This is a genomic window from Brevibacterium sp. MGP-B1, from assembly GCF_057766545.1.
Genome location: NZ_CM173407.1, coordinates 3,402,171 through 3,424,661 on the forward strand (window position 1 = coordinate 3,402,171; position 22,491 = coordinate 3,424,661).

The 22,491-nt window shown below is 63.4% G+C and carries 22 protein-coding genes; 6 read left to right on the forward strand and 16 right to left on the reverse strand.

Translation table 11 applies throughout. The features are described 5' to 3' along the window. Nucleotides 1–29: 29 nt before the first annotated feature. Nucleotides 30–872 (reverse strand): MurR/RpiR family transcriptional regulator, encoded by an 843-nt coding sequence (locus AC3CD9_RS15420; protein WP_488364813.1) that lies wholly within the window; start codon nt 870–872, stop codon nt 30–32. A 108-nt stretch (nt 873–980) separates the two neighbouring features. On the opposite strand from AC3CD9_RS15420, the gene AC3CD9_RS15425 reads away from it, so the two are divergent. From AC3CD9_RS15425 to AC3CD9_RS15440, 4 genes are all read left to right on the forward strand, one after another. Further along, complete coding sequence (locus AC3CD9_RS15425; RefSeq protein WP_139467573.1) at nt 981–1,898, forward strand: isoaspartyl peptidase/L-asparaginase family protein; 918 nt, start codon at nt 981–983, stop codon at nt 1,896–1,898. Nucleotides 1,899–2,012: 114 nt separating this feature from the next. After that, complete coding sequence (locus AC3CD9_RS15430; protein WP_488364815.1) at nt 2,013–3,512, forward strand: AbgT family transporter; 1,500 nt, start codon at nt 2,013–2,015, stop codon at nt 3,510–3,512. Between the two features lie 238 nt (nt 3,513–3,750). Continuing rightward, entirely contained in the window at nt 3,751–4,242 is a 492-nt protein-coding gene (locus AC3CD9_RS15435) for a M20/M25/M40 family metallo-hydrolase (RefSeq protein ID WP_488364816.1), read from the forward strand. Nucleotides 4,243–4,248: 6 nt separating this feature from the next. After that, the gene (locus AC3CD9_RS15440) at nt 4,249–4,974 is read left to right on the forward strand and encodes a peptidase dimerization domain-containing protein (RefSeq protein ID WP_488364817.1); all 726 of its coding nucleotides are present in this window, start codon (nt 4,249–4,251) and stop codon (nt 4,972–4,974) included. A gap of 89 nt (nt 4,975–5,063) precedes the next feature. On the opposite strand, the gene AC3CD9_RS15445 is transcribed toward AC3CD9_RS15440, so the two are convergent. The 5 genes from AC3CD9_RS15445 to AC3CD9_RS15465 all read right to left on the reverse strand — a co-directional run bounded on the left by AC3CD9_RS15445 (nt 5,064) and on the right by AC3CD9_RS15465 (nt 8,805). Beyond that, nucleotides 5,064–5,633, reverse strand: coding sequence for a DapH/DapD/GlmU-related protein (locus tag AC3CD9_RS15445; RefSeq protein ID WP_488364819.1), 570 nt, complete (start codon nt 5,631–5,633; stop codon nt 5,064–5,066). A gap of 34 nt (nt 5,634–5,667) precedes the next feature. After that, on the reverse strand, nt 5,668–6,690 hold the full coding sequence (locus AC3CD9_RS15450; protein WP_488364820.1) for a zinc-dependent alcohol dehydrogenase family protein: 1,023 nt from the start codon (nt 6,688–6,690) through the stop codon (nt 5,668–5,670). Nucleotides 6,691–6,746: 56 nt separating this feature from the next. Next, nucleotides 6,747–7,682, reverse strand: coding sequence for a helix-turn-helix domain-containing protein (locus AC3CD9_RS15455; protein WP_488364822.1), 936 nt, complete (start codon nt 7,680–7,682; stop codon nt 6,747–6,749). An 85-nt stretch (nt 7,683–7,767) separates the two neighbouring features. Next, nucleotides 7,768–8,166, reverse strand: a complete 399-nt coding sequence (locus AC3CD9_RS15460) for an acyl-CoA thioesterase (RefSeq protein ID WP_167201219.1) — start codon at nt 8,164–8,166, stop codon at nt 7,768–7,770. 135 nt (nt 8,167–8,301) lie between these two features. Next, complete coding sequence (locus AC3CD9_RS15465) at nt 8,302–8,805, reverse strand: SRPBCC family protein (RefSeq protein WP_181272204.1); 504 nt, start codon at nt 8,803–8,805, stop codon at nt 8,302–8,304. A 92-nt stretch (nt 8,806–8,897) separates the two neighbouring features. On the opposite strand from AC3CD9_RS15465, the gene AC3CD9_RS15470 reads away from it, so the two are divergent. Next, on the forward strand, nt 8,898–10,106 hold the full coding sequence (locus AC3CD9_RS15470) for a winged helix DNA-binding domain-containing protein (protein ID WP_488364823.1): 1,209 nt from the start codon (nt 8,898–8,900) through the stop codon (nt 10,104–10,106). A 2-nt stretch (nt 10,107–10,108) separates the two neighbouring features. Here AC3CD9_RS15470 and AC3CD9_RS15475 read toward each other — a convergent pair whose 3' ends face one another. The 10 genes from AC3CD9_RS15475 to AC3CD9_RS15520 all read right to left on the reverse strand — a co-directional run bounded on the left by AC3CD9_RS15475 (nt 10,109) and on the right by AC3CD9_RS15520 (nt 21,663). Then, nucleotides 10,109–10,939 carry a uroporphyrinogen-III synthase gene (locus AC3CD9_RS15475; protein ID WP_488364825.1) on the reverse strand — a complete coding sequence of 277 codons (831 nt, stop codon included), beginning with the start codon at nt 10,937–10,939 and terminating at the stop codon, nt 10,109–10,111. Between the two features lie 23 nt (nt 10,940–10,962). Then, nucleotides 10,963–11,868: a LysR family transcriptional regulator gene (locus tag AC3CD9_RS15480; protein ID WP_488367564.1), complete on the reverse strand. Its 906-nt coding sequence runs from the start codon at nt 11,866–11,868 to the stop codon at nt 10,963–10,965. A gap of 39 nt (nt 11,869–11,907) precedes the next feature. Further along, on the reverse strand, nt 11,908–12,609 hold the full coding sequence (locus AC3CD9_RS15485) for a hypothetical protein (protein WP_488364826.1): 702 nt from the start codon (nt 12,607–12,609) through the stop codon (nt 11,908–11,910). Nucleotides 12,610–12,623: 14 nt separating this feature from the next. Then, nucleotides 12,624–13,961 (reverse strand): replicative DNA helicase, encoded by a 1,338-nt coding sequence (gene dnaB, locus AC3CD9_RS15490; protein ID WP_488364827.1) that lies wholly within the window; start codon nt 13,959–13,961, stop codon nt 12,624–12,626. Nucleotides 13,962–14,113: 152 nt separating this feature from the next. Then, nucleotides 14,114–15,496 (reverse strand): FtsX-like permease family protein, encoded by a 1,383-nt coding sequence (locus AC3CD9_RS15495; RefSeq protein WP_488364829.1) that lies wholly within the window; start codon nt 15,494–15,496, stop codon nt 14,114–14,116. An 11-nt stretch (nt 15,497–15,507) separates the two neighbouring features. Beyond that, complete coding sequence (locus tag AC3CD9_RS15500; RefSeq protein ID WP_488364830.1) at nt 15,508–16,926, reverse strand: FtsX-like permease family protein; 1,419 nt, start codon at nt 16,924–16,926, stop codon at nt 15,508–15,510. Continuing rightward, nucleotides 16,926–17,681 carry an ABC transporter ATP-binding protein gene (locus tag AC3CD9_RS15505; RefSeq protein WP_139467588.1) on the reverse strand — a complete coding sequence of 252 codons (756 nt, stop codon included), beginning with the start codon at nt 17,679–17,681 and terminating at the stop codon, nt 16,926–16,928. The genes AC3CD9_RS15500 and AC3CD9_RS15505 overlap by 1 nt, the downstream gene beginning before the upstream one ends. 379 nt (nt 17,682–18,060) lie before the next feature. Continuing rightward, entirely contained in the window at nt 18,061–19,629 is a 1,569-nt protein-coding gene (locus AC3CD9_RS15510) for an AMP-binding protein (protein ID WP_488364831.1), read from the reverse strand. Between the two features lie 18 nt (nt 19,630–19,647). Then, nucleotides 19,648–20,781, reverse strand: coding sequence for a DUF5938 domain-containing protein (locus tag AC3CD9_RS15515; RefSeq protein WP_488364833.1), 1,134 nt, complete (start codon nt 20,779–20,781; stop codon nt 19,648–19,650). 90 nt (nt 20,782–20,871) lie between these two features. Next, nucleotides 20,872–21,663: an SDR family NAD(P)-dependent oxidoreductase gene (locus AC3CD9_RS15520; protein WP_488364834.1), complete on the reverse strand. Its 792-nt coding sequence runs from the start codon at nt 21,661–21,663 to the stop codon at nt 20,872–20,874. A 121-nt stretch (nt 21,664–21,784) separates the two neighbouring features. Here AC3CD9_RS15520 and AC3CD9_RS15525 point away from each other — a divergent pair, with 121 nt between their 5' ends. Continuing rightward, nucleotides 21,785–22,438 carry a TetR/AcrR family transcriptional regulator gene (locus tag AC3CD9_RS15525; RefSeq protein WP_181272193.1) on the forward strand — a complete coding sequence of 218 codons (654 nt, stop codon included), beginning with the start codon at nt 21,785–21,787 and terminating at the stop codon, nt 22,436–22,438. The last annotated feature ends 53 nt before the right edge of the window (nt 22,439–22,491 follow it).

Genomic DNA, 22,491 nt, shown 5'->3' on the forward strand with positions numbered 1-22,491 from the left:
ACTGAGGTGACAGTCTTAGATCCGAACCTTCACTTGAGTCTCTGCGAAGGTCGAAGGTCTTCCAGCGTCCGAAGTCGTTCTAGCGCACCCTCTATCTTGGTTGCGGCCTCGTGAACCACCGCCTCAACCAACGCCAGGCATCCCACTTGGCTATCAAAAAATGAAACGTCGACGGCGGCCTGCAGTACGACGTCGGAAATACCAGCGACCGGCGACAACCATTGGTCAGTGATCAACGCGACCGAAGCAGAGTTTCTCTTTGCGGCCTCAGAAACCTGGAAAAGATGCTCCTGATATCGCCTGACGTCAAGAACAAGCAAAACGTCTTGCCGCCGCAGATCGGTGACAACATGAAGGTCACGTCCCATCGGATCTTCCAAGAACGAGACGTTCGGCCTCACCTTCGATAGCTGCAGCTGAGCTACGCGGCCAACCAGCCCGCTGTAGTGTCCCCCAACAACCACCACGCGATTCGATACCTTTGTCAGCATCTTCACCAAGCGGTCGATTTCCGAACGTGGATTCTGCTGAAAAGTTCTAGTGATGAGATCCGCCCGGTCCGTCCCGCTCGAGGAGAACTCGTCTGAAAAATCTCGCCCAGCCGTCTCTGCCTCAGCCCGTATAAGCGGACTCGCCGATCTCGTCGTCAATTCGGTCCGCAGACGATCCTGCATTTCGACGAAGCTGTTGAATCCGAGCTGCGTACAGAAACGCACGACCGAAGCAGAACTCGAACTAGCCAAGGCCGCTAGTGACGATGTTGTCCCCAAACCAGCACTCGGATAGTCGGCCAGCAGAGCACGAGCAATCCGGCGACTGGCGGGACTGAGCGAATCAATCGACGAACTGACCGTCTCCGCGACTGTTTCCATCGTATGACTCCCGAGAATGAAGCGTACATTTCAAATGTGATCCACATTGCAGTTATGAAACAACTATGCCAAGCTGATCTCGCTCAGCACAAATGAAAGGAACATCACATGACTGAAACCATCCTCCGATCGTTTGGCCAGAGTACCGAGCCGCTTCTCATCGTTCATGGCGGTGCCGGACATCGATCGACTCCCCTTACCTCGGATGGTACAGCCAGCGCGCATGCAGCGTTGGAGAAAATTCTCGAAGCAGGCTACTCAGTACTCAGCGCGGGCGGCTCTGCAGTCGACGCAGTCGTTGCCGCGGTCCGCGAACTCGAGGATGCCCCCGATTTCAATGCGGGCCACGGGGCCGCACTCACTGCGTCAGGAACCGTTGAACTCGACGCTTCGATCATGGCTGGTGACGGCCGCTCGGGGGCCGTCACCGGTGTATCTACCGCTCGCAACCCCATTTCGGTTGCTCGCGCGGTGATGGACAAAACCGACCACCTGTTATTCGCGACACCGACTCACGAACAGCTGAGTAAGTGGGACGTCGAAACAGTCGATCCCGAATACTTCATCACGGAGAAAAGGCGAGAGGAACTCGCCGCCTTTCAGAAACAGCCTGACGCCTTGCTCCAGCACGGCACTGTCGGTGCCGTCGCTCGCGATGCAGACGGGAATCTGGCAGCAGCAACTTCCACCGGTGGAATCGTCAATCAGGAGCCAGGCAGGGTAGGCGACACACCGCTGGTAGGTGCCGGGACATTCGCTGACGACGGAACAGTGGCTGTCTCTTGCACCGGCACGGGAGAAGTATTCATGACTGAAGTCGCAGCTCACAGCGTGCACGATCGAGTTTCTCTCGGAGGAGCCTCTCCAAATGAGGCGGCAGTCGCAGTCCTCGACCGAATCGCAATTCGCGGCGGGATGGGAGGAATGATCGTCATTCCGACGTCTGGTACGGGGCTCGCGGCGTACAACAGCGGCGATATGTTCTACGGGTCATTCGATTCCACAGGTACATACACGCACGTGTGAACGTCCAGCCCGGGGAAACCGGTAGCTGGAGTTGACGATTACTTGATTAGGAGAGATATGTCAGTTCAAGCACCCACTGACGAGGACAGGCAAAGTCGCTTGTCCCGAGGAGTGATGAAACTCCTCGAAGCAGTAGACCGTGCAGGCAACAAACTGCCTCACCCATTCTGGATCTTTGTGGGCCTTGCCGTCATCGTCGCCCTGCTCAGCGCACTGTTCGCTCGCTTGGATCTTTCTTCAGTCAATCCCACTGACGGCAAAACAGTGGCCGTCAAGAGTTTGCTCACGTCCGAAGGCATTCAGATGATGCTCGACGGTGCGATCGAGAACTTCGTGAACTTTCCCCCGCTGGGGTTGATTGTCGTGGTCGCACTTGGAGTGTCTATTGCAGACGCAACAGGATTATTACCTTCCCTGATGAGGGGGATGCTTTCCAAGGTCAATCCTCGCTACGTGACCTTCATGATCGCGATTACCGCAATGGCCGCCCAAATTGCTGGCGACGCCGCCTTTGCAGTGATGATTCCGTTGGCGATGATCGCCTACCGCGCGGTCGGGCGCAGTCCGATCATCGGGGCTGTCGTGGCATATGTTGCTGTGGGTGGAGCAAGCAGCGTTGGACTGATTCCCACCGGAACCGACGCGGTATTTGCCGGTCTGACGACCGCCGCTGCCCACACGATCGACCCGAGCTATAACGTCAACCCGCTATCTAACTACTATTTCTCGGCTTCATCGTCCATTGTGCTGGCTCTCTCCATCACTTTGGTTGTTGAACTGGTTGTGGCCAAACGAGTCGCGTCCCTTGAGGCGGCAGAACCTTCAATAGACGCTGATCCGTTACCGGACATGAAGCTCAAGCTTTCTGAGCAACGTGGCATGATCGGCGCAGGAATCGCCACTGTTCTCTTCTTCGGCCTCCTTGTCCTGGCAACAGCACCGGCGAGTTCGCCCCTCCGCGGAGAGGGTGGGAGTGTTGTCGATTCACCTCTGATGAACAATATCGCCGTCATCATGATGTTGTTCTTCAGTACTGTGGGAATCGTCTACGGTGTCATCGTCGGCTCAATCAAGAAGTTCAGCGACATCCCCGAACTCATGGCTCCAGGCGTCTCTGCTCTCGTGCCAGTCGTGGTCCTCTTCTTCGCCGCTTCACAATTCTTGGCCTATTTCAAATGGACGAATATGGGGCAGGTCATCGCGATCGAGGGGGCAGGACTCCTCGACCGCATAGGTGCAGCTCCAATTGTCATTTTTGTTGTCGCCGTGCTGTTTATCAGCTGCCTCAATTTGGTGCTCACCTCGGGTTCGGCAATGTACGCATTCGTCGCACCGGTTCTCGTGCCGATGCTCATGCTCCTCGACATTGCACCAGAGACCACTCAGGCGATGTTCCGCATCGCTGATGCGCCGACAAACAGCTTGACCCCGATGAGCCCGTACTTCGTTCTTGCCCTAGGCTTCATCCGGCAACATCGACCCACTGCTGGTGTCGGCACATTGATGTCGCTGGTCCTTCCGATCGCCTTGGTCAATCTCGTCGTCTGGCTGGTCCTTTTCATCTTGTGGTACCTCGTGGGACTGCCTCTGGGGCCAGGAGTAGCCGCTCGGTAACCTCGTGGTTGGTGCCGCGTTGATCCTCTCGGCACCAACCGCGCACCGTTTGATCCGGCAGGTGCCAATGCTTGCGAACTTCCCGTCCGTCTCTGCGCAGCTCTTCCGCCCACCACCCGCAGTTGTCGCAACGTTTCGCACAACTGAAAATTTCGTACCGTTCGAAGCGCCACCCCGCTGATACTGTGAGAAATGTCCGCGCCTGGAGAGTCCACCCGCCGCCTGAACCGGAGACACGATGACGACACCTTCATTCCTCGACTCCATCGATTCCCAGCTCGACTGGCAGCACGAGGTCTACAAAGACCTTCACCGCAATCCTGAGGTCAGCCTCGACGAGCACAAGACCGCCGACCGCATCGCGGCCGAACTCGAGGGACTCGGCCTCGAGGTCACCCGGATCTCCGACACCGGTCTGGTCGCCGTCATCGACAACGGCACCGGACCGACCGTTCTCGCACGAGCCGATATCGATGCTCTCCCCGTCACCGAGGACACCGGCCTCGACTTCGCATCGGAGGTCGACGGTGTCATGCACGCCTGCGGTCACGATATGCATGCCGCCGCTCTGCTCGGCGCGGTCCGGCTGCTCAAAGAGAACCAAGATGCCTGGTCAGGCACGTATATCGCGCTCTTCCAACCGGCAGAGGAGAACGCGGCCGGAGCGAAGGCGATGATCGACGACGGGCTGACGGACAAGGTTCCGACCCCCGATGTGGCCCTGGCCTAGCACGTCATGCCGCTGCCGGCCGGCAAGATCTTCACCGCTGCCGGACCGGTGATGTCGGCCGGGGATTCGGTGAAGATCACGGTCTTCGGCCGCGGCGCCCACGGGTCCATGCCGCACCTGTCCGTCGACCCCGTGGTCCTCGCGGCCTCGATCGTTCTGCGCCTGCAGACCATCGTGTCCCGGGAGACCGAACCGGGTGAGTTCGCCGTCGTCACGGTCGGCGCGTCGAACGCCGGATCGAAGTCGAACATCATCCCCGATCGGGCCGAGCTGCTGCTCAACGTCCGCACCTACGACACCGCGGTGCGGGGGCGGGTGATCGCATCGATCGAGCGGATCGTCCGCGGCGAATGCGAGGCCGCCGGAACCCCGAAGGAACCGACGTTCGAGTATTTCGACCAGTTCCCGCTGACGGACAACAGTGAAGCCGTCAGTGACACCATCACCGAGGCGCTCACCGAGTTCTTCGGCACCGAGGCGGTGCTCGAGGCGACCCCCGCGACCGCGTCGGAGGACTTCAGCGAACTGCCGAAGGCCTTCGGCATTCCCTACGCCTACTGGTTCGTGGGGTCCTTCGATGCAGAGAAGTACCAGGCCGCCGAGGAGGCCGGAACCGTACTCACGGATGTTCCGGCCAATCATTCGCCGTTCTTCGCCCCCGAACTCGACCCGACTCTCGAGATCGCGACGAAGGCGCAGGTCGTCGGGGCTTTGTCCTACCTCGGCGGCTGAGCCTACCTACTTCGACCACCGATCCCGAGCAGTCTCCATGTGGCCTGTGATCTGTCGCGCGGAGACAGCAGGCTCCCTCCTCGGGTGATTCACTCGTCGATCGTGCGCACGACGTGTGCCGGTGAGCCGACGACGACGGCGCGAGCCGGAACGTCTCTGGTCACCACAGACGCCGCGGCGACGACGGCTTCATCACCGATGGTGATGCCGGGCAGGACGGTCACGTTCGACCCGATCCAGACATTGCGTCCGATGACGATCGGAGCCGGGTGCATGTCCGCACGACGGTCCGGCTCCATCCCATGGTTGAGGGTGGCGAGAACGGTATTGTGCCCGATGAGCGTGTCATCGCCGATCGTGATCCCGCCCTGGTCCTGAAAGCTGCACCCGGAGTTGATGAAGATCCGCTGCCCTAAAGTGATGTTCTTCCCAAAGTCCGTGTGGAACGGGGGAAACATGGCCACAGTCGGATCGACCGGGCGTCCCGTCAGCTCGGCCAGCAGCGCGCGAACCTCATCGGGTTCATGGTAGCTGCCGTTGATTTCCGCCGTGATGCGCAGGGCTTCCTGGCTGGTGCGATGCATGACCTCATGAAGAGGCGAGCCGCCCGTGATCGTCTCTCCGGCGTTGAGGGCTTTCAGCAGATCTGCTGTGTCCACAGTGTCACCTTTCCTGTACTGACAGATGAAGAAATCAGGGCCGCAGCAGGACCTTGACGGCTTCGCGGCTGTCCATGGCCGAATAGGCGGCCGCGGCGTCGTCGAGGCTCATCGTCTGGTCGAAGACCTTACCCGGGTCGATCTCTCGGTTCCAGATGAGTTCGATGAGGTCCGGCAGGAAGCGACGAACCGGTGCGGGCCCGCCGTGCAGATGAACCAGACCGAAGAACAGTTCTCCTCCGGGCAGCTCGACATCGTGTGAGACACCGACATAGCCGACATGACCGCCGGGTCGGGTCGACCGGATCGCCTGCATCATCGATTCCTGTGAGCCGACTGCCTCGATGGCGCTGTGGACGCCGAGGCCGTCGGTGAGCTCTCTGATCTTCGCCACGCCCTCGTCGCCGCGTTCTTCGACGATATGGGTGGCACCGAATTCGCGGGCGAGGTTCTGCCTGTCGACGTGACGGCTCATGGCGATGATCGTCTCCGCTCCCATCTGCTTGGCGGCAAGGACTCCCATCAGTCCGACAGCGCCGTCGCCGATAACGGCGACCGACTTACCGGGGCCCACCTCGGCGGCATCTGCAGCGAACCACCCGGTGCTGAGTACATCGGATGCGGCCAGCAGCGACGGGATGAGATCGTCATCAGGCTGTCCCGGCGTGGTGACCAGGGTGCCGTCGGCATGGGGAATGCGAGCGAATTCGGCCTGGGTGCCGATCCCGCCGTCGACGAAGATTCCGTTGACGCAGCGGGACTGGTAGCCGGCGGTGCAGATCGGGCAGGTGTTGTCGGAGATGACGAATGATCCGACGACGAAGTCACCGGGCGCGACGGTGCGCACCTCGTCACCGACCTGTTCGACGATGCCGACGTATTCGTGGCCCATCAGCTGTTGATCCGGTGCGTCCGCACCGCGGTAGGGCCACAGGTCCGATCCGCAGACGCACGCGGCCACGATCCGGATGACGGCATCAGTGGGTGCCTCGATGGTCGGATCGGGTCGTTCTTCGACCCGGACGTCGCCGGGCCCGTGCATGATCACTCCGCGCATAGTTCTCTCCTGGAAAAGTTCGGTTGTTCGCTGCTGTTCGGTTCGGATCATGAGGCTCAGCCTCGCGGACGGTTCAGGCCCGCCTCGGTGTCGGTCTCAGTTCGGCCTCTGGCGGAATCTGCGTGGGGGTGCTCGGTAGGGCTCGACGCCGCCCACGAGGCGAGCAGACGCAGCTTCTGCTCCGATTCCGAGCCAGGTTCTGCTGTGTAGATGAGGAGGACGAGGCCGTCTTCGGCGGTGATCCGCAGCTCCTCGAAGGCGAGGACGAGCTCGCCCACGACCGGATGGTTGAACCGCTTCATCCCCGTCCCGTGCGTGCGGACATCATGTTGGGCCCACAGGGTTCGGAACGTCTCGCTCTGAGTCGACAGTTCCCCGACGAGGTCCTGGATTCCGCGATTGTGGGGATCCCTTCCTGCCGCGCTGCGGATGATCGCCACGCACATCTGTGCAAAGAGGTCCCAGTCCGGATAGAAGTCCTTCGATGCGGGATCGAGGAACTGGAATCGCGCCAGGTTCGGTGTCCGTCCGCCATCGCCGATGACCGGCGAGTAGAAGGCTCGGCCGAGTTCGTTGACGGCGACCATGTCCTGCATATCGTTGCGGACGAAGGCGATCGATTCCTTGATCGAATCGAGCATCCAGAACAGCGTCTCGTGCGGTGGACGTTGAGCGGTCACAGGACGTCGTCTGCGACCCGAGGTCGGAATGCCGTCGGCGGCTCGGGCGAGATCAACGAGGTGGCCCCGCTCGGTGTCGTTGAGCAGCAGAGCCTCGGCGAGCGCTTCGAGGACAGCCGCGGAAGCCCCTCCGATCGCGCCCCGTTCGAGTTTTGAGTAGTACTCGACGCTCAGTCCGGCCAGGGCCGCGACCTCGCTGCGACGCAGGCCCGGCACTCGCCTCGTGCCGTGGGTGGGAAGGCCGACCCGATCAGGGGTGATCTTCGCCCGCCGTGACATGAGGAATTCGCGTACTTCGGCCCGGTTGTCCATATTCTCCAGGCTAGACGCGTTCTCATCTGAGAGGGATACCCTGTCAGGGCACCTCTGCGCATCACTCTCGCAGCACCGAGCGTGTCTACGGTTGTGGGTGGGGCATTCGGTCGCGATCGTAGGTGATCGTCGTGTACCCGTGTGGAACCGGTGTGCCGTCCTCGTCGACTCCGACGAATACGATCTTCTCGATGCTGAGGATCGTCTTCCGGGTGATCATATTGCGCACCCTCGCCTTCATCGTCAGCGACGTACGCCCGAACTGGGTGGCGATGAGCCCCATCTCGATGAGATCGCCTTCCCTCGCCGAAGCCTGGAAGTCGATCTCCGAGATCAGCTTCGTGACAACTCGATGGTTGCCGAGCTGGATGATCGCGTAGATCGCGGCCTCCTCGTCGATCCACCTCAGCAGGCTACCGCCGAAGAGGGAGCCGTTGGCGTTGAGGTCCTCAGGCCGCACCCATTTGCGGGTATAGAAGTTCATCCCGTCCGCATCGTGGCGGGCGGAGCTCTCTGTGGGCTGTGCCGTCGCTGTCATGCGATCAGAGTAGCGAGGAGTTGTTTCGCCCTCGTTTCGATCACGTCACCGCTGTGCGACGTCGTCTTTCAATTGTCGAAGTCATCCTTCGCGTTCGAAATCGTCCTTCATGGTCGTGAGCGTCCGCCGAATGTTCAATCGCTGGAAGTCCGCGAAGCTCCGCCCACGTGTGACGATGTGGTCGAAGACCCAGGCCAGCCAGTCGGGCCAACCGCGACGATCGTCTGTCCACGACTCCGTCACTCGAGTCGCCTCACCGAGGTCCTCGAACTCGTATGCCCAACTCGCGTTCGCTCCTTCGATGCTCGGAGTTCGGGGTCCGATCCGGCGCACGGTGAAGGCGAACCGTTTGCCGGGCACAGATTCGGTGACGACGCATTCGGTCACCCACGTCGCCGGCCCGCGACGGTTCGTCCCTTCGAAGACGTCGCCTGTCTGCAGCGGACCTGCAGTCGTGCGCGTGCTTGCGCCGGTGTTCTCCGGGCTCCATCGGGCCATCTGGGTCGGATCGGCGATCTGCTCCCAGAGTGCGGCGGCGTCGGCCTTGATCACCATGCTGTCGCTGACCTGCATCGTTCGCGTCATCGTCGTCCTTTCTCATTGTGGTCGTGCACGCACCAGATGCCGGCCGAGCACGTGGCCCCATTCAAACACGGGTCCTGAGCTAGCCTGGGCACATGGCCGGCTCCGCGACGAGCGACGAGATCATCGCCTTCCGCCTCCGCGCTCATCATCTCGATGAGCGACTCAGCCGCAACTCACTCACTGAGGCCGCGGGAGCCTGCGGCATCCAGAACAGCCCACCGGGATCCGCGCTGACCTCGCTCCATGCGCGGGTCGAGGACATGAGTGCGACAGCGTTTGCTTCGGCCGTCGAAGAGGAGAAGTCGCTGCTGCAGAGCTGGTGCATGCGAGGGGCGCCCCATTTCTTTCCCGCTGCGGATCTCCCGGTCTTCACCACCGGGGTCGAACCGACGAATGAGAAGGTGATGCGCCATTTCGTCCTCGGAGTCGAACAGTCGGTCGATTCGCTCGGGATCCCGCTGAGCCAGATCCTCGATCGGGTCGAGCAGGAGGTCGCCGGGGTGCTCAGAGGGCGGAGGATGACGATCACCGAGCTCGGCGAGGAACTCGCCGAGGTGCTCGCAAACTCCCTGACGACGAAACAGCGAAGCACATGGGAATCTCAGGGCCCGTATGCGAAGGGCCAGAGCCTCGGTGCCGGCGTGATCCACTTCTGCATTCGACTGCTCACTCTGCGGCAGATCCTCTGCTTCGCCCCGCGCGAGGGAAACACGGCTCCGTTCGTTCTGCTCGACGAATGGGTCGATCCGCGTTCGCTGCCCTCGACCGCATCCGACGAGGGCAAACGCGACCGGGCCAGGTCCGAACTGCTGCGGCGTTATCTGCACTGCTATGGACCGTCGACACGCGCCGACTTCGCCGCGTGGATCGGAATCCGGTCCACGGAGGCGACACCATGGTGGGACCTGATCGCCGGAGAGATCACCGAAATCGAGCGCGGGCGACGGACCTGGATGCTCGCCGAGGATGTCGATCAGCTGCATCGCGCGCAGCTTCCGCACGGCGTGCGTCTGCTTCCCCCACACGATCCCTATACGCAGATGCGGGATCGGGAGACGATCGCGTCCAAGGAGTTCCATCGGGAGATCTGGAAGACCGTGGGCGATCCAGGAGCGCTGCTGGTCGATGGCAGGATAGCGGGGACCTGGAGGGCGCGGAAGCGGAATCGACGACTGAGCATGACGATCGCAACCTTCGGCACCGTCCCGAAGTCGGTGAAGAGCGCACTGACCGCTGAGGCAGAGGCGATCGGCGCACTGCGCGAGGCAGACGCCGTCGACATCGAATTCGCGTCAGACTGAGATCATTCGGCGAGTTCGCTGATCAGCACGCGAGCGAGGGCTCCGAGTCGGAATCGCTCGGGAATCACGGTTCTGATGCCCTGTTCATGCAGCGGTGCCGCGGTGACGTCGCCGACTGCTGCCGCCACCACCGATTCGTTGAACGCCTCGATCACGGCCGACAGCAGTCCGTGTTCCTCGGCCGCGGTGAGAAATGCTGCCGCCCCGGGTGCTGATGTGAAGGCCACGGCATCGCACCTGCGCTCCGCGACGAGTCGGACCGCGTCGACCACGGCGGCCGGATCGGGGGCCGGGCCCCACCGGTAGATGACTAGCGAGCGGACATCGGCGCCTGCTGCGGCGAAGGCCTCATCGAGTCCGTCGGCGCCGGCACCGTGATGCTGTACGGCGATGCGCTGACCATTCACGCCCTCGCCGAGGAGGACCTGCTGGATCTCTGCGCTCGTCTCGGATTCGGCGACCCAGTGAGCTCTCAGTCCGGCAGCCTGTATCGCTCCGCGTGCCTTGGGACCGCGGGCGTATATCCGTGCTCCGGCGAGCATCGAATGCCACTCCTCGCGCAGACCCGCGGCTTCAGCCACGTCGCCCCAACCGGTGAAACCGACTCCGGTCGTGACCACGACGATGTCCGGCCGGTCCTCGATGAGTTCACGGGTGCGGGTGACGAGTTCAGGGTCGTCGATATGCGGGATGACGGACAGGGTCGGGGCGTGCACGATCTTGGCACCGTGACGCTCGAGGGCGGAGGCAAGCTGCTCCGCGCGCCGCTGAGCTGTGAGCACGATGCGACGTCCGGCCAGCTCGTCGCCGATGTCATTTTGGGGCTGGTTCATGCTCACATCCTGGTCGCGCCGCGTCACCGGGGCAACTTCCGGCCTTCGAGAGCAGCCTGGTGGGCGAGCATCTCATCCTTGAGTCCCTGGACGACGGCGGCGATCGCCGGTCGCCGCATCGAATCGGGTCTGAGCACCATCCAGTAGGGCAGTCGCTCGGCCACCGAATCGGGGAAGAGTCGCACGAGGTCGGGGTGACGGTCGGCCATGAAACACGGGAGGAAGCCGATTCCGGCACCCGCACGCGTCGCTTCGACGTGAACGAAAACGTTCGTCGAGGTCAGTGCATCCTTCATCTCGGGAAACAGCCGCCTCGGCGCATCGAGGTCGTCGACCTGGAGCATGGAATCGACGAAATAGACGAGCCGGTGGTCGCTGATTTCATCCACCGAGGCGGGGGTGCCGTTGGCCGCGAGATAGTCGCGCGAGGCGTAGAGTCCGAGTTCGTAGTCACCGAGCTCGATCGCCTCCGCTCGGTGCACGCGCGGTTCGCCGACGACGATCTCGATGTCGAGACCGGACCGCTGCTGCAGGGCCTGCCTGGTGACGGTGACGATCTCGACACTCAGCCCGGGATGTCGACGTCGCAGCTTCGCGACCGCCGGGGAGGCGATATAGGCGCTGAACCCATCCGTCGCGGTCATCCGCACCACTCCGGACACCGTCTCCGGGCCCTGTCCGGGACTCTCGAGTTCGGCGACCGCGGTCTCCATCTGTTCGGCCACCGCAACGGCTCGTTCCCCGAGGTCGGTCAGCTCCCATCCGTCATCCGAGCGAGCCAGCACGCGTCCGCCCAAGGACTTCTCCAAGGCGGCGATGCGGCGGGAGACCGTCGAATGGGTGAGCCCGAGGTTATGTGCCGCCGTCGTGAACTTGGCGGTGCGGGAGACGGCCAGCAGCACGAGCAGATCGTTGGGAGTGGTGTCCATGTCAGCCATGGTGGCACACCTGCAACAAGCGCGGCCTCGTCAGCGCACGTGCTGCTGCGACGGCGAACGCGTCCAGCGCAGCAGCACGACGATGAGACAGATGAGGAACACGATCCCCGAGGCGACCAGTCCGGTGACGAGGATGCCGATATCGGCAGGCAGATCCACGTCTTCGGCCGGTTTGGTCGGTGCCTTCCCCTCCGGATCGATGAGGACGGAGATCGTGTCGCCTTCATCGAAGTCGTCGTATCCGTCCTTGCCGCGGTAGATCAGCGGTTCGGCGACGGGGGCGCCGTCGGTGCGTTCAAGTCTGTAGGTATGAACATAGACCTGCCGCGACCTGGGCGGATTGGAACTGTGCACGGTCTTCTGCTCGACTTGATGATCGGCGACGACCACCTCGGTGAGTTCGCCGGCTTGCGACAAAGCGAGATCCTCGCCGAGCATCACAGTGCCGATGAGCGCAATGGCCACGAATGGTCCGGTGTACCAATACGCCGGCGTGTGTCCCATGAACCTGCGCATCGCCAGAGTGACGCCGAGGAACACGAAGCATCCGAGGATGATCGTGAACAGCAGTTGGTCCGGATACAGGTATCCGATCGTGAAGACCGCACCCGTGCCGACGAAGAATACAGCACCGGTGATGATAATGGTCAGCGGATTCCGGCTGCCCTGGTTCCAGCGGCGCTCACTCTTCCCGCCGTCACCCCACTTGCCGCGCATCCAGTAGGCGTCCATTCAAGCCCCGCTCGTCACTGCGGCATGTTGACGAAGCGGGACTTCGCGCCCTGGAACGCCACGGGGATGTCCATCGTCGGACCGGCACGGTGCTTGGCGACGATGATGTCGGCTTCACCGGCGCGTTCGTGTTCCTTGTCGTACATGTCCTCACGGTGGATGAGGAGGACCATATCCGCGTCCTGCTCGATCGAACCGGACTCACGCAGATCCGAGATCATCGGCCGCTTGTCCGTGCGCTGCTCGCTGCCGCGGTTGAGCTGAGACAGTGCGATGACCGGAACTTCGAGCTCCTTGGCCAACAGCTTGAGCGAACGGGAGAACTCCGAGACCTCCTGCTGACGAGACTCGACGCGCTTGCCCGAGGACATCAGCTGCAGGTAGTCGACGCAGACCATCTGCAGATTGTGCTGCTGCTTGAGCCGGCGGCACTTCGCGCGGATCTCGGTCAGCGCCATGTTCGGCGAATCGTCGACGAACAGCGGCGCATTGTTGATCCGGGCTTCGGTCGCGGCCAGCGTCGTCCAGTCGTGGGGGCTGAGTTCGCCGCGGCGCAGGTTCTGCAGCGGAATCTCGGACTCCGCCGAGAGCAGACGCATGACGAGTTCGTTCTTGCCCATCTCGAGCGAGAAGAACACAGCTGCCGCATCATTGTGAATTGCAGCCGACCGGATGATGTCGAGCGCCAGAGTCGACTTGCCGACACCAGGGCGCGCGGCGATGACGATCATCGTGCCCGGGTGCAGACCGTTGGTGAGGTTGTCGAACTCGGTGAATCCGGTGGGCACACCTGCGGTCTGCCCATCGGTGTTGCCGTTGCGTTCGATCTCCTGGGCCACCTCGCCGAGGATGTCGGAGAGGATGACATAATCCTCTGTCGTATGGCGTTCGGTGACCTTGTAGATCTCCGCCTGAGCGGAGTTCACGACGTCATCGGTATCGCCTTCGGCGTCGTAGCCCATCTGCACGATGCGGGTGCCGGCCTCGACGAGGCGGCGCAGCACGGCCTGTTCGCTGACGATCGCGGCATAGTAGCCGGCGTTGGCGGCGGTCGGGACCGACGAGATGAGGGTGTGCAGGTAGGCGGCACCGCCGACGCGGGCGAGGTCGCCGGTCTTCGTCAGGTAGTTGGCCACCGTCACCGAGTCCGCGGGCTCACCCCGGGAGTAGAGGTCGAGGACCGCCTCGTAGATGGTTTCGTGAGCGGGCTTGTAGAAGTCGTCGCCCTTCATCGTCTCGACGCAGTCGGCGATGGCGTCCTTCGACAGAAGCATCGCACCGAGCACGCTCTGCTCGGCTTCGACGTCCTGCGGAGGGGTCCTCAGACCGTCATAGCCCTGGTCGTTGCTCACTTCAGTTCCTCTTCCTACACAGCCGCGTCGACACGCACCCGCAGATGGTGCGCTCCAACTGTACCCGGAGACCCGCGGAGGGTCCCACCGGCCCGATCACTCCCGCCGAACCGGTGCCGACCATCCTAGGACGCGGCACTGACGCAGAAGCTTCAGTCCCGCGTCCTCCCGGCTGTGGCCGCGGAGTGCAGAATCGGCTTCGTCAGCTGCAGCCCGACGCGGATGATGCCGATGCCGACGACCACTGTGAGCAGGATCGTGAGGAAGGTGACCGGCTTGAACACGAGCGCCGCTCCGGCCAGGGGCAGGACGAGCAGCAGCCCGAGCCCTCCGGCCAGCAGGGACACCCAGATCGCTGGGGCCATGACGGCCCGCACCAGCGCTCGGTGCAGCAGCCGGGTATCGGCGCCCGCGGCATAGAGGTCGGAGAAGGTGTCGACTCGGTCGTAGATGTCGGCGACCTGGTTGATCACCGCGGACACGGCGATGAGCACGATCGCGATGCCCATGACGAGCAGCACCCCGGTGAACAGGTCGTGGAAGAGGTTGATATCGGAGGTGCCCATCGTTGCCGGGTCGTCCTCGGCGGCGTCGAGGCCGAGCTGCATCAGCGCCACCCCCGACCCGCAGACGGCCGCGGTGAACGAAGCCATCGCGAGTCCGGACACGCGTCGCCAGAACCGTTTGGGTTCGTCGGAGACCAGGCGGGCCGCGATGAGGCGCTCCGGGGTGGCGGCCCGCCGTCCGGACAGGTGGGCGAACCAGCGGACGAGGAGCCCGCCGAGGAGGTCGACGACGACCAGCCCGAGAGCGAAGAATCCGACCATCGCGCCGAGCACGATCCCCACGCCGAGGCCGCCGCTCTGGGTGAGCGCGAAGACGACCGGCAGCAGGCAGATCACGAGCACCGAGACGATGACCTTGACCACGGGGAACTTCCGCTCCAAGCTCTTCGTCCGCACCCCCAACGGAGAGACCGCGACCTTGCGCAGACCCAGCAGGGCCGAGCCCGCGCAGACCAGGGCCAGGAAGACGACCACGACGAGGATGAGCCAAGCGGGCATGAGCATGTTCGCGTACCCGATGGGTTCGCCCATGAAATGGATGAAGCTGACCGGCAGCGCCAATCCGAGATACCCGAACACCCCGAGGACGATGCCGGCCAGGGCCGGGATCAGCGGTTCGGCCACGGCGAGCGCAGTGATCTGGGAGCGTCGGGCCCCGAGCAGCGACATCGTCGACAGCCGTTCGTCCTGGCGACGTGCCGACAGGGTCGCCGAGGCCGATGCCAGGGTGGAGGCGGGGATGATCAGCAGCGCCGTGGCCAGGGCCGCGAGGGTCTTGTACATGATGTCGAGCCCCTGGTCCGCGGGATCGGGGCTCGGTGGGATCTGGAAGAACATCCAGGTCCCGCCCGCCACGGTGAGGAACAGCGTGGCACACGCGAAGAACGCGGCGGCCACGAGCACGGAGCTCGCCGAGGTCAGCGATCTCCGTCCGAGGACGAGGGGAACTGCTGCGAAGGACGTGGACATCGGGTCTCCTCTCAGGCCATGGTCGCCTCGGCGGTGGCCCGGTTCTCGGGTGCCGCCTCGGCGAGGGTGCGGTTGTGGGGATCGATCTCGGTGACCCGGCGGACGAGCGGCCGGGTGACCTGCAGCCCCAGCCACACCATCACAACCCCGGCCACGAGGACGGCGGCGACGGTTCCGATGGTGAACGGATCGCCGAGGTCACTCACCGAAGCCATGAGCCAGGCGAGGATTCCGCCGAGGAACAGGGAGACGACGGTGACCAGCAGGATCGGCGACATCACGGCGTTGACGGTCACCCGGTGCATCATCTGCTGGGTCATTCCGGCGGCGTGGAGCTCGCGGTAGGTCGTCGCCCGGTCGAGGATGTCGGCGGCCTGGTTGATCGTGGCCGAGACGATGACGAGGACGAAGGCGATGACCAGGGTGAGGATGAGTCCGGTGAAGATATCGTCGCCGAGGTGGACGTACGGACCCATGACCGCGCGGTCCTCGGCGGAGAAGTCCTCCTGACCGCTGCGCATCATCGCCGTTCCCGCCCCGCCGACGACGGCGATGAAGGTGATCATCGCCAGCCCGGCGACCCGGCGCCAGTACTGTCCGGGAGCATCGGCGATCATTCCCGCCGCCATAACCGAGGCGGGACCGCGGGCCATTCTGCCGGCGATGCCGGCGTGGATGCGGATGCACAGGACGCCGAGGACGCTGATGAGCAGGAGTGTGATGCCGATCGTGGCGATGCTGTACATGATCGTCACCGCCATCGGCAGCTCCATCTGGGTGGAGATATAGGTCGCGATGGCCACGATGAGGATGAGCACGATGGCCGTGATGATGCGGGCCAGGGGGAATCTCCGGGGCAGCGACCGGGTGCGCACCCCCAGCGGGGAGACCTGGATCTTGCGCAGGCCGATGAGCGAGGCGATCAGACAGACGGCAAGGAGGCCGGCGACGACCGCGGCGAGCAGCCAGACCGGCATGAGCAGTGCCTGGTAGCCCAAGGGTTCGCCGACGAAGGTGATGAAGCTGAGCGGCCAGGCGACCAGCAGGTAGCCGCCGATTCCGGCGAGGATGCCCAGCGAGGCGGGGATGAAGGGTTCGGCGACGGCGATGAGGCGGATCGTGCCGCGTTGCGCCCCGAGCAGGGACAGGGTCGAGAGTCGTTCGTCCTGACGGCGGGCGCTCAATTTCGCCGAGGCGACCCCGAGGCTGGTCGCGGGCACGATGAGGAAGACCGTGGCGAGGACGGCGAGGAGCTGGTACAGCTCGGCCACCTCGGCGTATCCGGAGACGTCGGGGCGGTCGATGAATGCCCAGGCGCCGGCGGCCACGGTGAGGAAGATCGTCGAGCAGGAGAAGAAGGCGATCCCGACGAGCCGCGCCGTCGTCGAGGTCAGGGACTGTTTGGACAGGAGGATGGGAAGGATCTTCATCACTGTGCGGCTTCCTGCATTGCCGAGTCGGCGACGATGCGACCGTCGGCGAGTCTGACGACACGGGAGCAGCGGGCGGCGACGTTCTCATCGTGGGTGACGACGACGAGAGTGGAGCCGCGGCCGACAGTGGAGCCCAGCAGCTCGGTGAGGACCTCATTCGAGGTGCGCGAGTCGAGGGCGCCGGTCGGTTCGTCGGCGAAGGTGACGACAGGCTGGGTGACCTGGGCGCGGGCGATGGCCACGCGCTGAGCCTGGCCGCCGGAGAGCTGTCCGATCCGCTTGTGTCCGTGCTCGCTCAGGCCGAGACGGTCGAGCCAGGCCCTGGCGTGCTGGGTGGCGTCCGAGCGGTTCATGCCTGCGAGCATGGCGGCGAGCGCGACATTGTCGATGGCGGTGAGTTCGGGCAGGAGCAGTCCCTGTTGGAAGACGAAGCCGAAGACCTCGCGGCGCAGAGCGGTGCGGCCGGATTCCTTGAGGGAGGTGATCTCGGCGGCGGCGCTGCGGTCGGTCGGCGAGAGTCGGATGCGGCCGCTGTCGGGACTGATGATGCCGGCCAGGCAGTGCAGAAGAGTCGTCTTGCCGGAACCGGAGGGTCCCATGATCGCCAGGGATTCGCCGAGGCCGATCGTGAGGTCGACTCCGGCGAGAGCATACGTCTGGTTGAAGTGCTTCGTGACGTTGCCGGCGGTGATGATGGCGGGGTGCTGGTGGGCGGGCTGCTGCGCTGCGGCAGGATGCTGTGAAGAAGTCATGTCTCCATGTTTTCGCCCAACGGACCTTGGCACTATGCGGTCAGCCCGTCAGCCGGTGCGGGATTTCCCAACCTCCGTTGACGGAAAACCGAGTTCGGGCACCGGGCTCGATGGTCTTCTGACACCACCTCATCGACACTGTGGTCTCCCCGGAAGATCCCGATGGCCTAGGGATCGTCCCCGAACGCAATTCGCGTCCTGCGGTGGTTCCCTTCACCGAGGCGCTCGTGGCCGTTGGGATCCCGATGAATCAGTTCACCGTCGATGACGTCCAAGCCGAGTATGAGCGGCTGAGCCCGCCTCGGCGTCACCTCCACTCAGGTACCCACGACGATGGGACCGATCACCACGGCGGTGCTCGACGACACCGTCGGCACCCTCATTCAGCTCGTCCACCAGGACGGGTGACCGGCTGACCCTCCTGAAGCAGCTCGTCGCGGATATCGACCTTGAGTACCTTCCCTACCTTGGACCTCGGCAGATCCGACCAGGCCTCGATGTGCTTCGGGGTCTTCACACTGCCGATCCGGGCTTTGACGTGGGCACGCAGCTCCTCCATCGTCACCTCACCGCCTCGGCGCAACTGGACGACGGCGGCGACCTTCTCACCCCAGTGGTCATCGGGAAGACCAATGACGGCACAGTCCTGCACCTCCGAGTGCGAGAGCAGTGCCTGCTCCACTTCGGTGGAGTAGACGTTGAACCCGCCGGTGATGATCATGTCCTTGGCCCGGTCCACGACGTAGAGGAAGTCATCGTCATCGAGGTAGCCGATGTCACCGGTGTGGTGCCATCCGAAGCGAGAGGCCTCCTTGGTGGCTGCGGGATTCTTATAGTAGCCGTCCATGACGAGTGAGCCGCGGACGACGATCTCGCCGCGCTCACCGCGGGGCAGGAGTGCGCCGTCGACATCCATGATCGCCACCGTGCACAGCGGCGTGGGCCTGCCCGCAGAACGCAGACGGCCCGTGGCCACCGACCCATCAGGGAGGAAGTGGTCCTGTGGCGCCAGGGTGGAGACCATCATCGGAGCCTCCGTCTGCCCGAACAGCTGCGCCATGACGGGGCCTATTCGCTCGAGTGCTTCCTCCAGCCGCACGTGAGACATCGGAGCGGCTCCGTACCACAGGCATTCCAGCGAACTGAGGTCCGTGGAATCGAGTCCTTCCTCGGCAAGGATCATGTACACGATCGTCGGCGGCAGGAACGAATGAGTCACCCGGTGCGACACGACGTTCGCGAGGAACTGCCCGACGTCGGCAGTACGCATGATGACGATCTCCCCACCAAGCGCCAGAATCGGGAAGCACAGCACTCCCGCGGCGTGGGTGAGCGGAGCCATCGCCAGATACACCGGTCGCGCGGTAAACGGATAGGACATCAGGGTCAGTGCCGTCATCGTCTCAAGACTGCGATTGGACAGCATGACGCCCTTCGGCCGCCCCGTCGTGCCTCCGGTGCCGACGACCATCGCGAGATCGTCGACAGGCTCTGCCTCGGCCGCAGTGTCTCCACCACTGCCGAGGAAGGCTTCCCATGTCAGCGCCCCGTCCGCTGCCCCATCGAGGCACACCCAGGTGTGGACGAGTGGCAGGTCGGCTCTGATCTTCTCGACGAGCTGCGCATACGCACCGGCGAAGATGACGACCCGACAGTCAGAAAGCTCCAACAGCTCGCGATTCTCTGCAGCTTCGTTGCGCGGGTTGATCGGACACCACACCGCGCCGAGGCGGCTGATGCCGAATACGCAGGTGAAGGCCGTGGGATCGTTACTCGAGATGATGGCCACCTTGTCACCGGGCGCCACGTGTCTCGCAGCGAGCCCGGCGGCGATCTCGAACGACAGCTCCTGTACCTGCGCATAGCTGCGAGTCTGACCGTCCGTGGTCAGACACGGAGCGTCGGGGTCGATGGTCGCTCCCTTGTCGAGGAAGTCCGCGAGTCTCATGATTCTCGATCCCCTGACTCAGTTCTGCACCGTGAGCACCGGTTCGGCGACGAGGCCGAACTCCCTCAGCACTCCGAGGAGCTCCTTGTGCCCGAATGCCTGGCATCCCGAGGCGAAGCCCACTCGCCGAGGTGGCTGCTGAAGCAGGTGATACGCGAAATAGGCCTGGAGCAGCCCGGTCTGCTGATAGTTGCTGTTGCCATGGATGACGCAGTGCGCTCTGCCGAGCGGTCCGCTCGCGTGGACCGAGTCGAGTGACTTGTTCACCAGTGGATTCTCCCGCGGCGGCATCTCGCTCATCACCTGCGCAGCCATCTCGGTGAGGACCGCGTCACGTTCGTCATCGGACATGTCCTTCGTCTGCTCGAGGGCATTGGCCACGATGACCGGGACACCCCGCATGAGCGGCGTGTTGAAGACCCCGCCCTGTGCCTTGACATTGGCAACCCGCGGATCGTTCTTGAACCACACTGGGTGGCTCGTGCCGCCCCAGGGAAGCGACTGCGCGAGTTCGTGCTGGCCGGGAACGACGAGCGGGACGAGCCCTTCATTCGGGTCGAATTCGGTATAGGCATTGCGCTCGAGGTAGTACGCCTTCGAGGTCGCTGCGTTGACGAGGATCGTCTGCGTCGATGCAATCGTCGGACTGCCGCCCCAGAACACCGCGATATCCAAGGTATCGAGGCCGGGCTTGTCGAGGCAGAGGTTCGCCGCGATCTCGCCGATCGTGTACATCTGGGCCAGACCGGGCGAGAGCAGCCTGTCCTTTGCGGCGAACTGCTCACCGAACTGCTCTTGGCAGGTGATCAGCCAGTCCTGCTCACCCGAGGTATCGGAGTAGTGGACTTTGGCGTCGAGAGCCGCCTGGACGACTGTGGGCCCGTACTTGCTGAAGGGGCCGACGGTGTTGATGACGACCTCGGCTCCGGAGAAGAGCTCGGTGAGCGCTGCCACTTCGTTCTCAACGGCCCTGACCTCGAAGTCGGCGGTCTCGATTCCGGGGACGTTGGTGGCCATCGAGTCCTTCAGCCGCTGCTCATTGCGTCCGGCGGCAATGAATGGAACACCATATTGTCGGAGGTATTCGCAGACGATCCGGCCCGTGAAGCCGCTGGCGCCGTAGACGATGACGGGTTTGTTCGATGCTGACATCTCTGTCTCCTTCTTCGCAGTTCTTCGTTGTTTCGAGTGTTCGGGTATTTGGGGTGGCGGGACGGTCACCGGGTCTCACCTCGGCAGACTTCACATGCCCATGCCGCCGTCGACCTGGAGTGCGGCGCCGTTGACGAATCGAGACTGGTCCGAGGCGAGGAAGAGCAGGGCATCGGTGATGTCTTTCTCCTCGGCGAGGCGCCCCGACGGGGTGAGGTCGATGACTGCCGCGACGGCCGCCTCGGGGCTCTCGAAAAGACCGAGTTCGGAGACATCGTTGGCCAGCCCCGCACCCATCTGGTTGGGAACAAGACCGGGGAAGATGCAGTTCACCCGAACCCCGTAGCCGAGCTTTCCGCTCTCCATCGCTGCGACCCGCGTGAGCCGGTCGATCGCCGACTTCGTTGCCGAGTACACAGAGATGCCAGGAAAAGCGATCGTGGCGGCCACCGAAGCGACGTTGATGATCGTTCCACCGCCTTCGGCGGGGCCTCCAGGGCGCATCGCACGCAATCCGTGCTTGAGACCGAGCACCGTACCGAGAACATTGACATCGAGCATCGTCCTCGCATCGGTCGGGTCGATATCGGTGATCAGACTGGTGATCTCGACTCCGGCGTTGTTGACGATGATGTCCAGACCGCCCAGTGCGCCGACGGTCGATTCGATCGCCGTCTGCCAGGATGCGTCGTCGGTGACGTCGAGCTTGGCGAAATGATGACCGGCACCGAGCTCGGCAGCCACCTCTGCGCCGCGTTCCTGCAGGTCAGCAATCGCGACCTTAGCCCCCGAGGCGGACAGTGCACGGGCGTAGGACTCTCCGAGTCCCTGCGCCCCACCTGTCACCAATGCTCGACGTCCGGTCAGATCATAGATAGACATTGCGGCTCCTTTGCCGTCGTTTCCATGCTGGGTGTTCAGCGTCACATTCATTCTTGACACCTGTCAAGACCAATTGTCCAGACCGATTGCCCAGATCAGACGGAGAAGCTAGCATCGAAATGTGGCCAGTACCGAGTCTCAGCAGAAGCCCGCCCGCAGCAGACGGGGCACGGGCAGCTACGACGAGCGTCGGATCAAGCTCGCGGAATCCGCGTTGCAGACGCTCGGCGAGCTCGGCTATGCCCGAACGAGCCTGCGTGAGATCGCGGCCAATTCGGAGTTCAGTCACGGGGTCGTCCACTACTACTTCCGTGACAAGACAGAACTCATCGTCTTCTGCGTCAAGCACTACAAGACCCAGTGCATGCACCGCTACGACTCGGTCGTCGAGGAGTCGACTACCGCCGAGAATCTGCTCACCGGCTTCGCGGACAAGCTCGTGCAGACGCTGACGGAGGAGTCGTCGATGCATCGCCTGTGGTACGACCTGCGCTCTCAGAGCATGTTCCAGGAAGTGCTTCGCGAGGACGTCTACGACATCGACCGTGGACTCGAGGATATGATCTGGCGCGTGGTCAGCCAGTATGCCGACCTTGCTGGGAATCGACCGCTGGTCGAGTCGCGTGCGGCCTACACGATGTTCGACGGCATCTTCGAAAGTGCGCTCCGCGACCACATCGCCGGTCGTGCGGGAGCGGTCGAATGGATCAGGAAGCAGATCGCCACACTGATCCCGGCACTGTGTTCACAACCCGTGGAGACTGAGTCCGCCTGATCTCGCAGTCTCGACTCTCACTCGGCGGGAACGAAAACCGGCCGACCTCATCG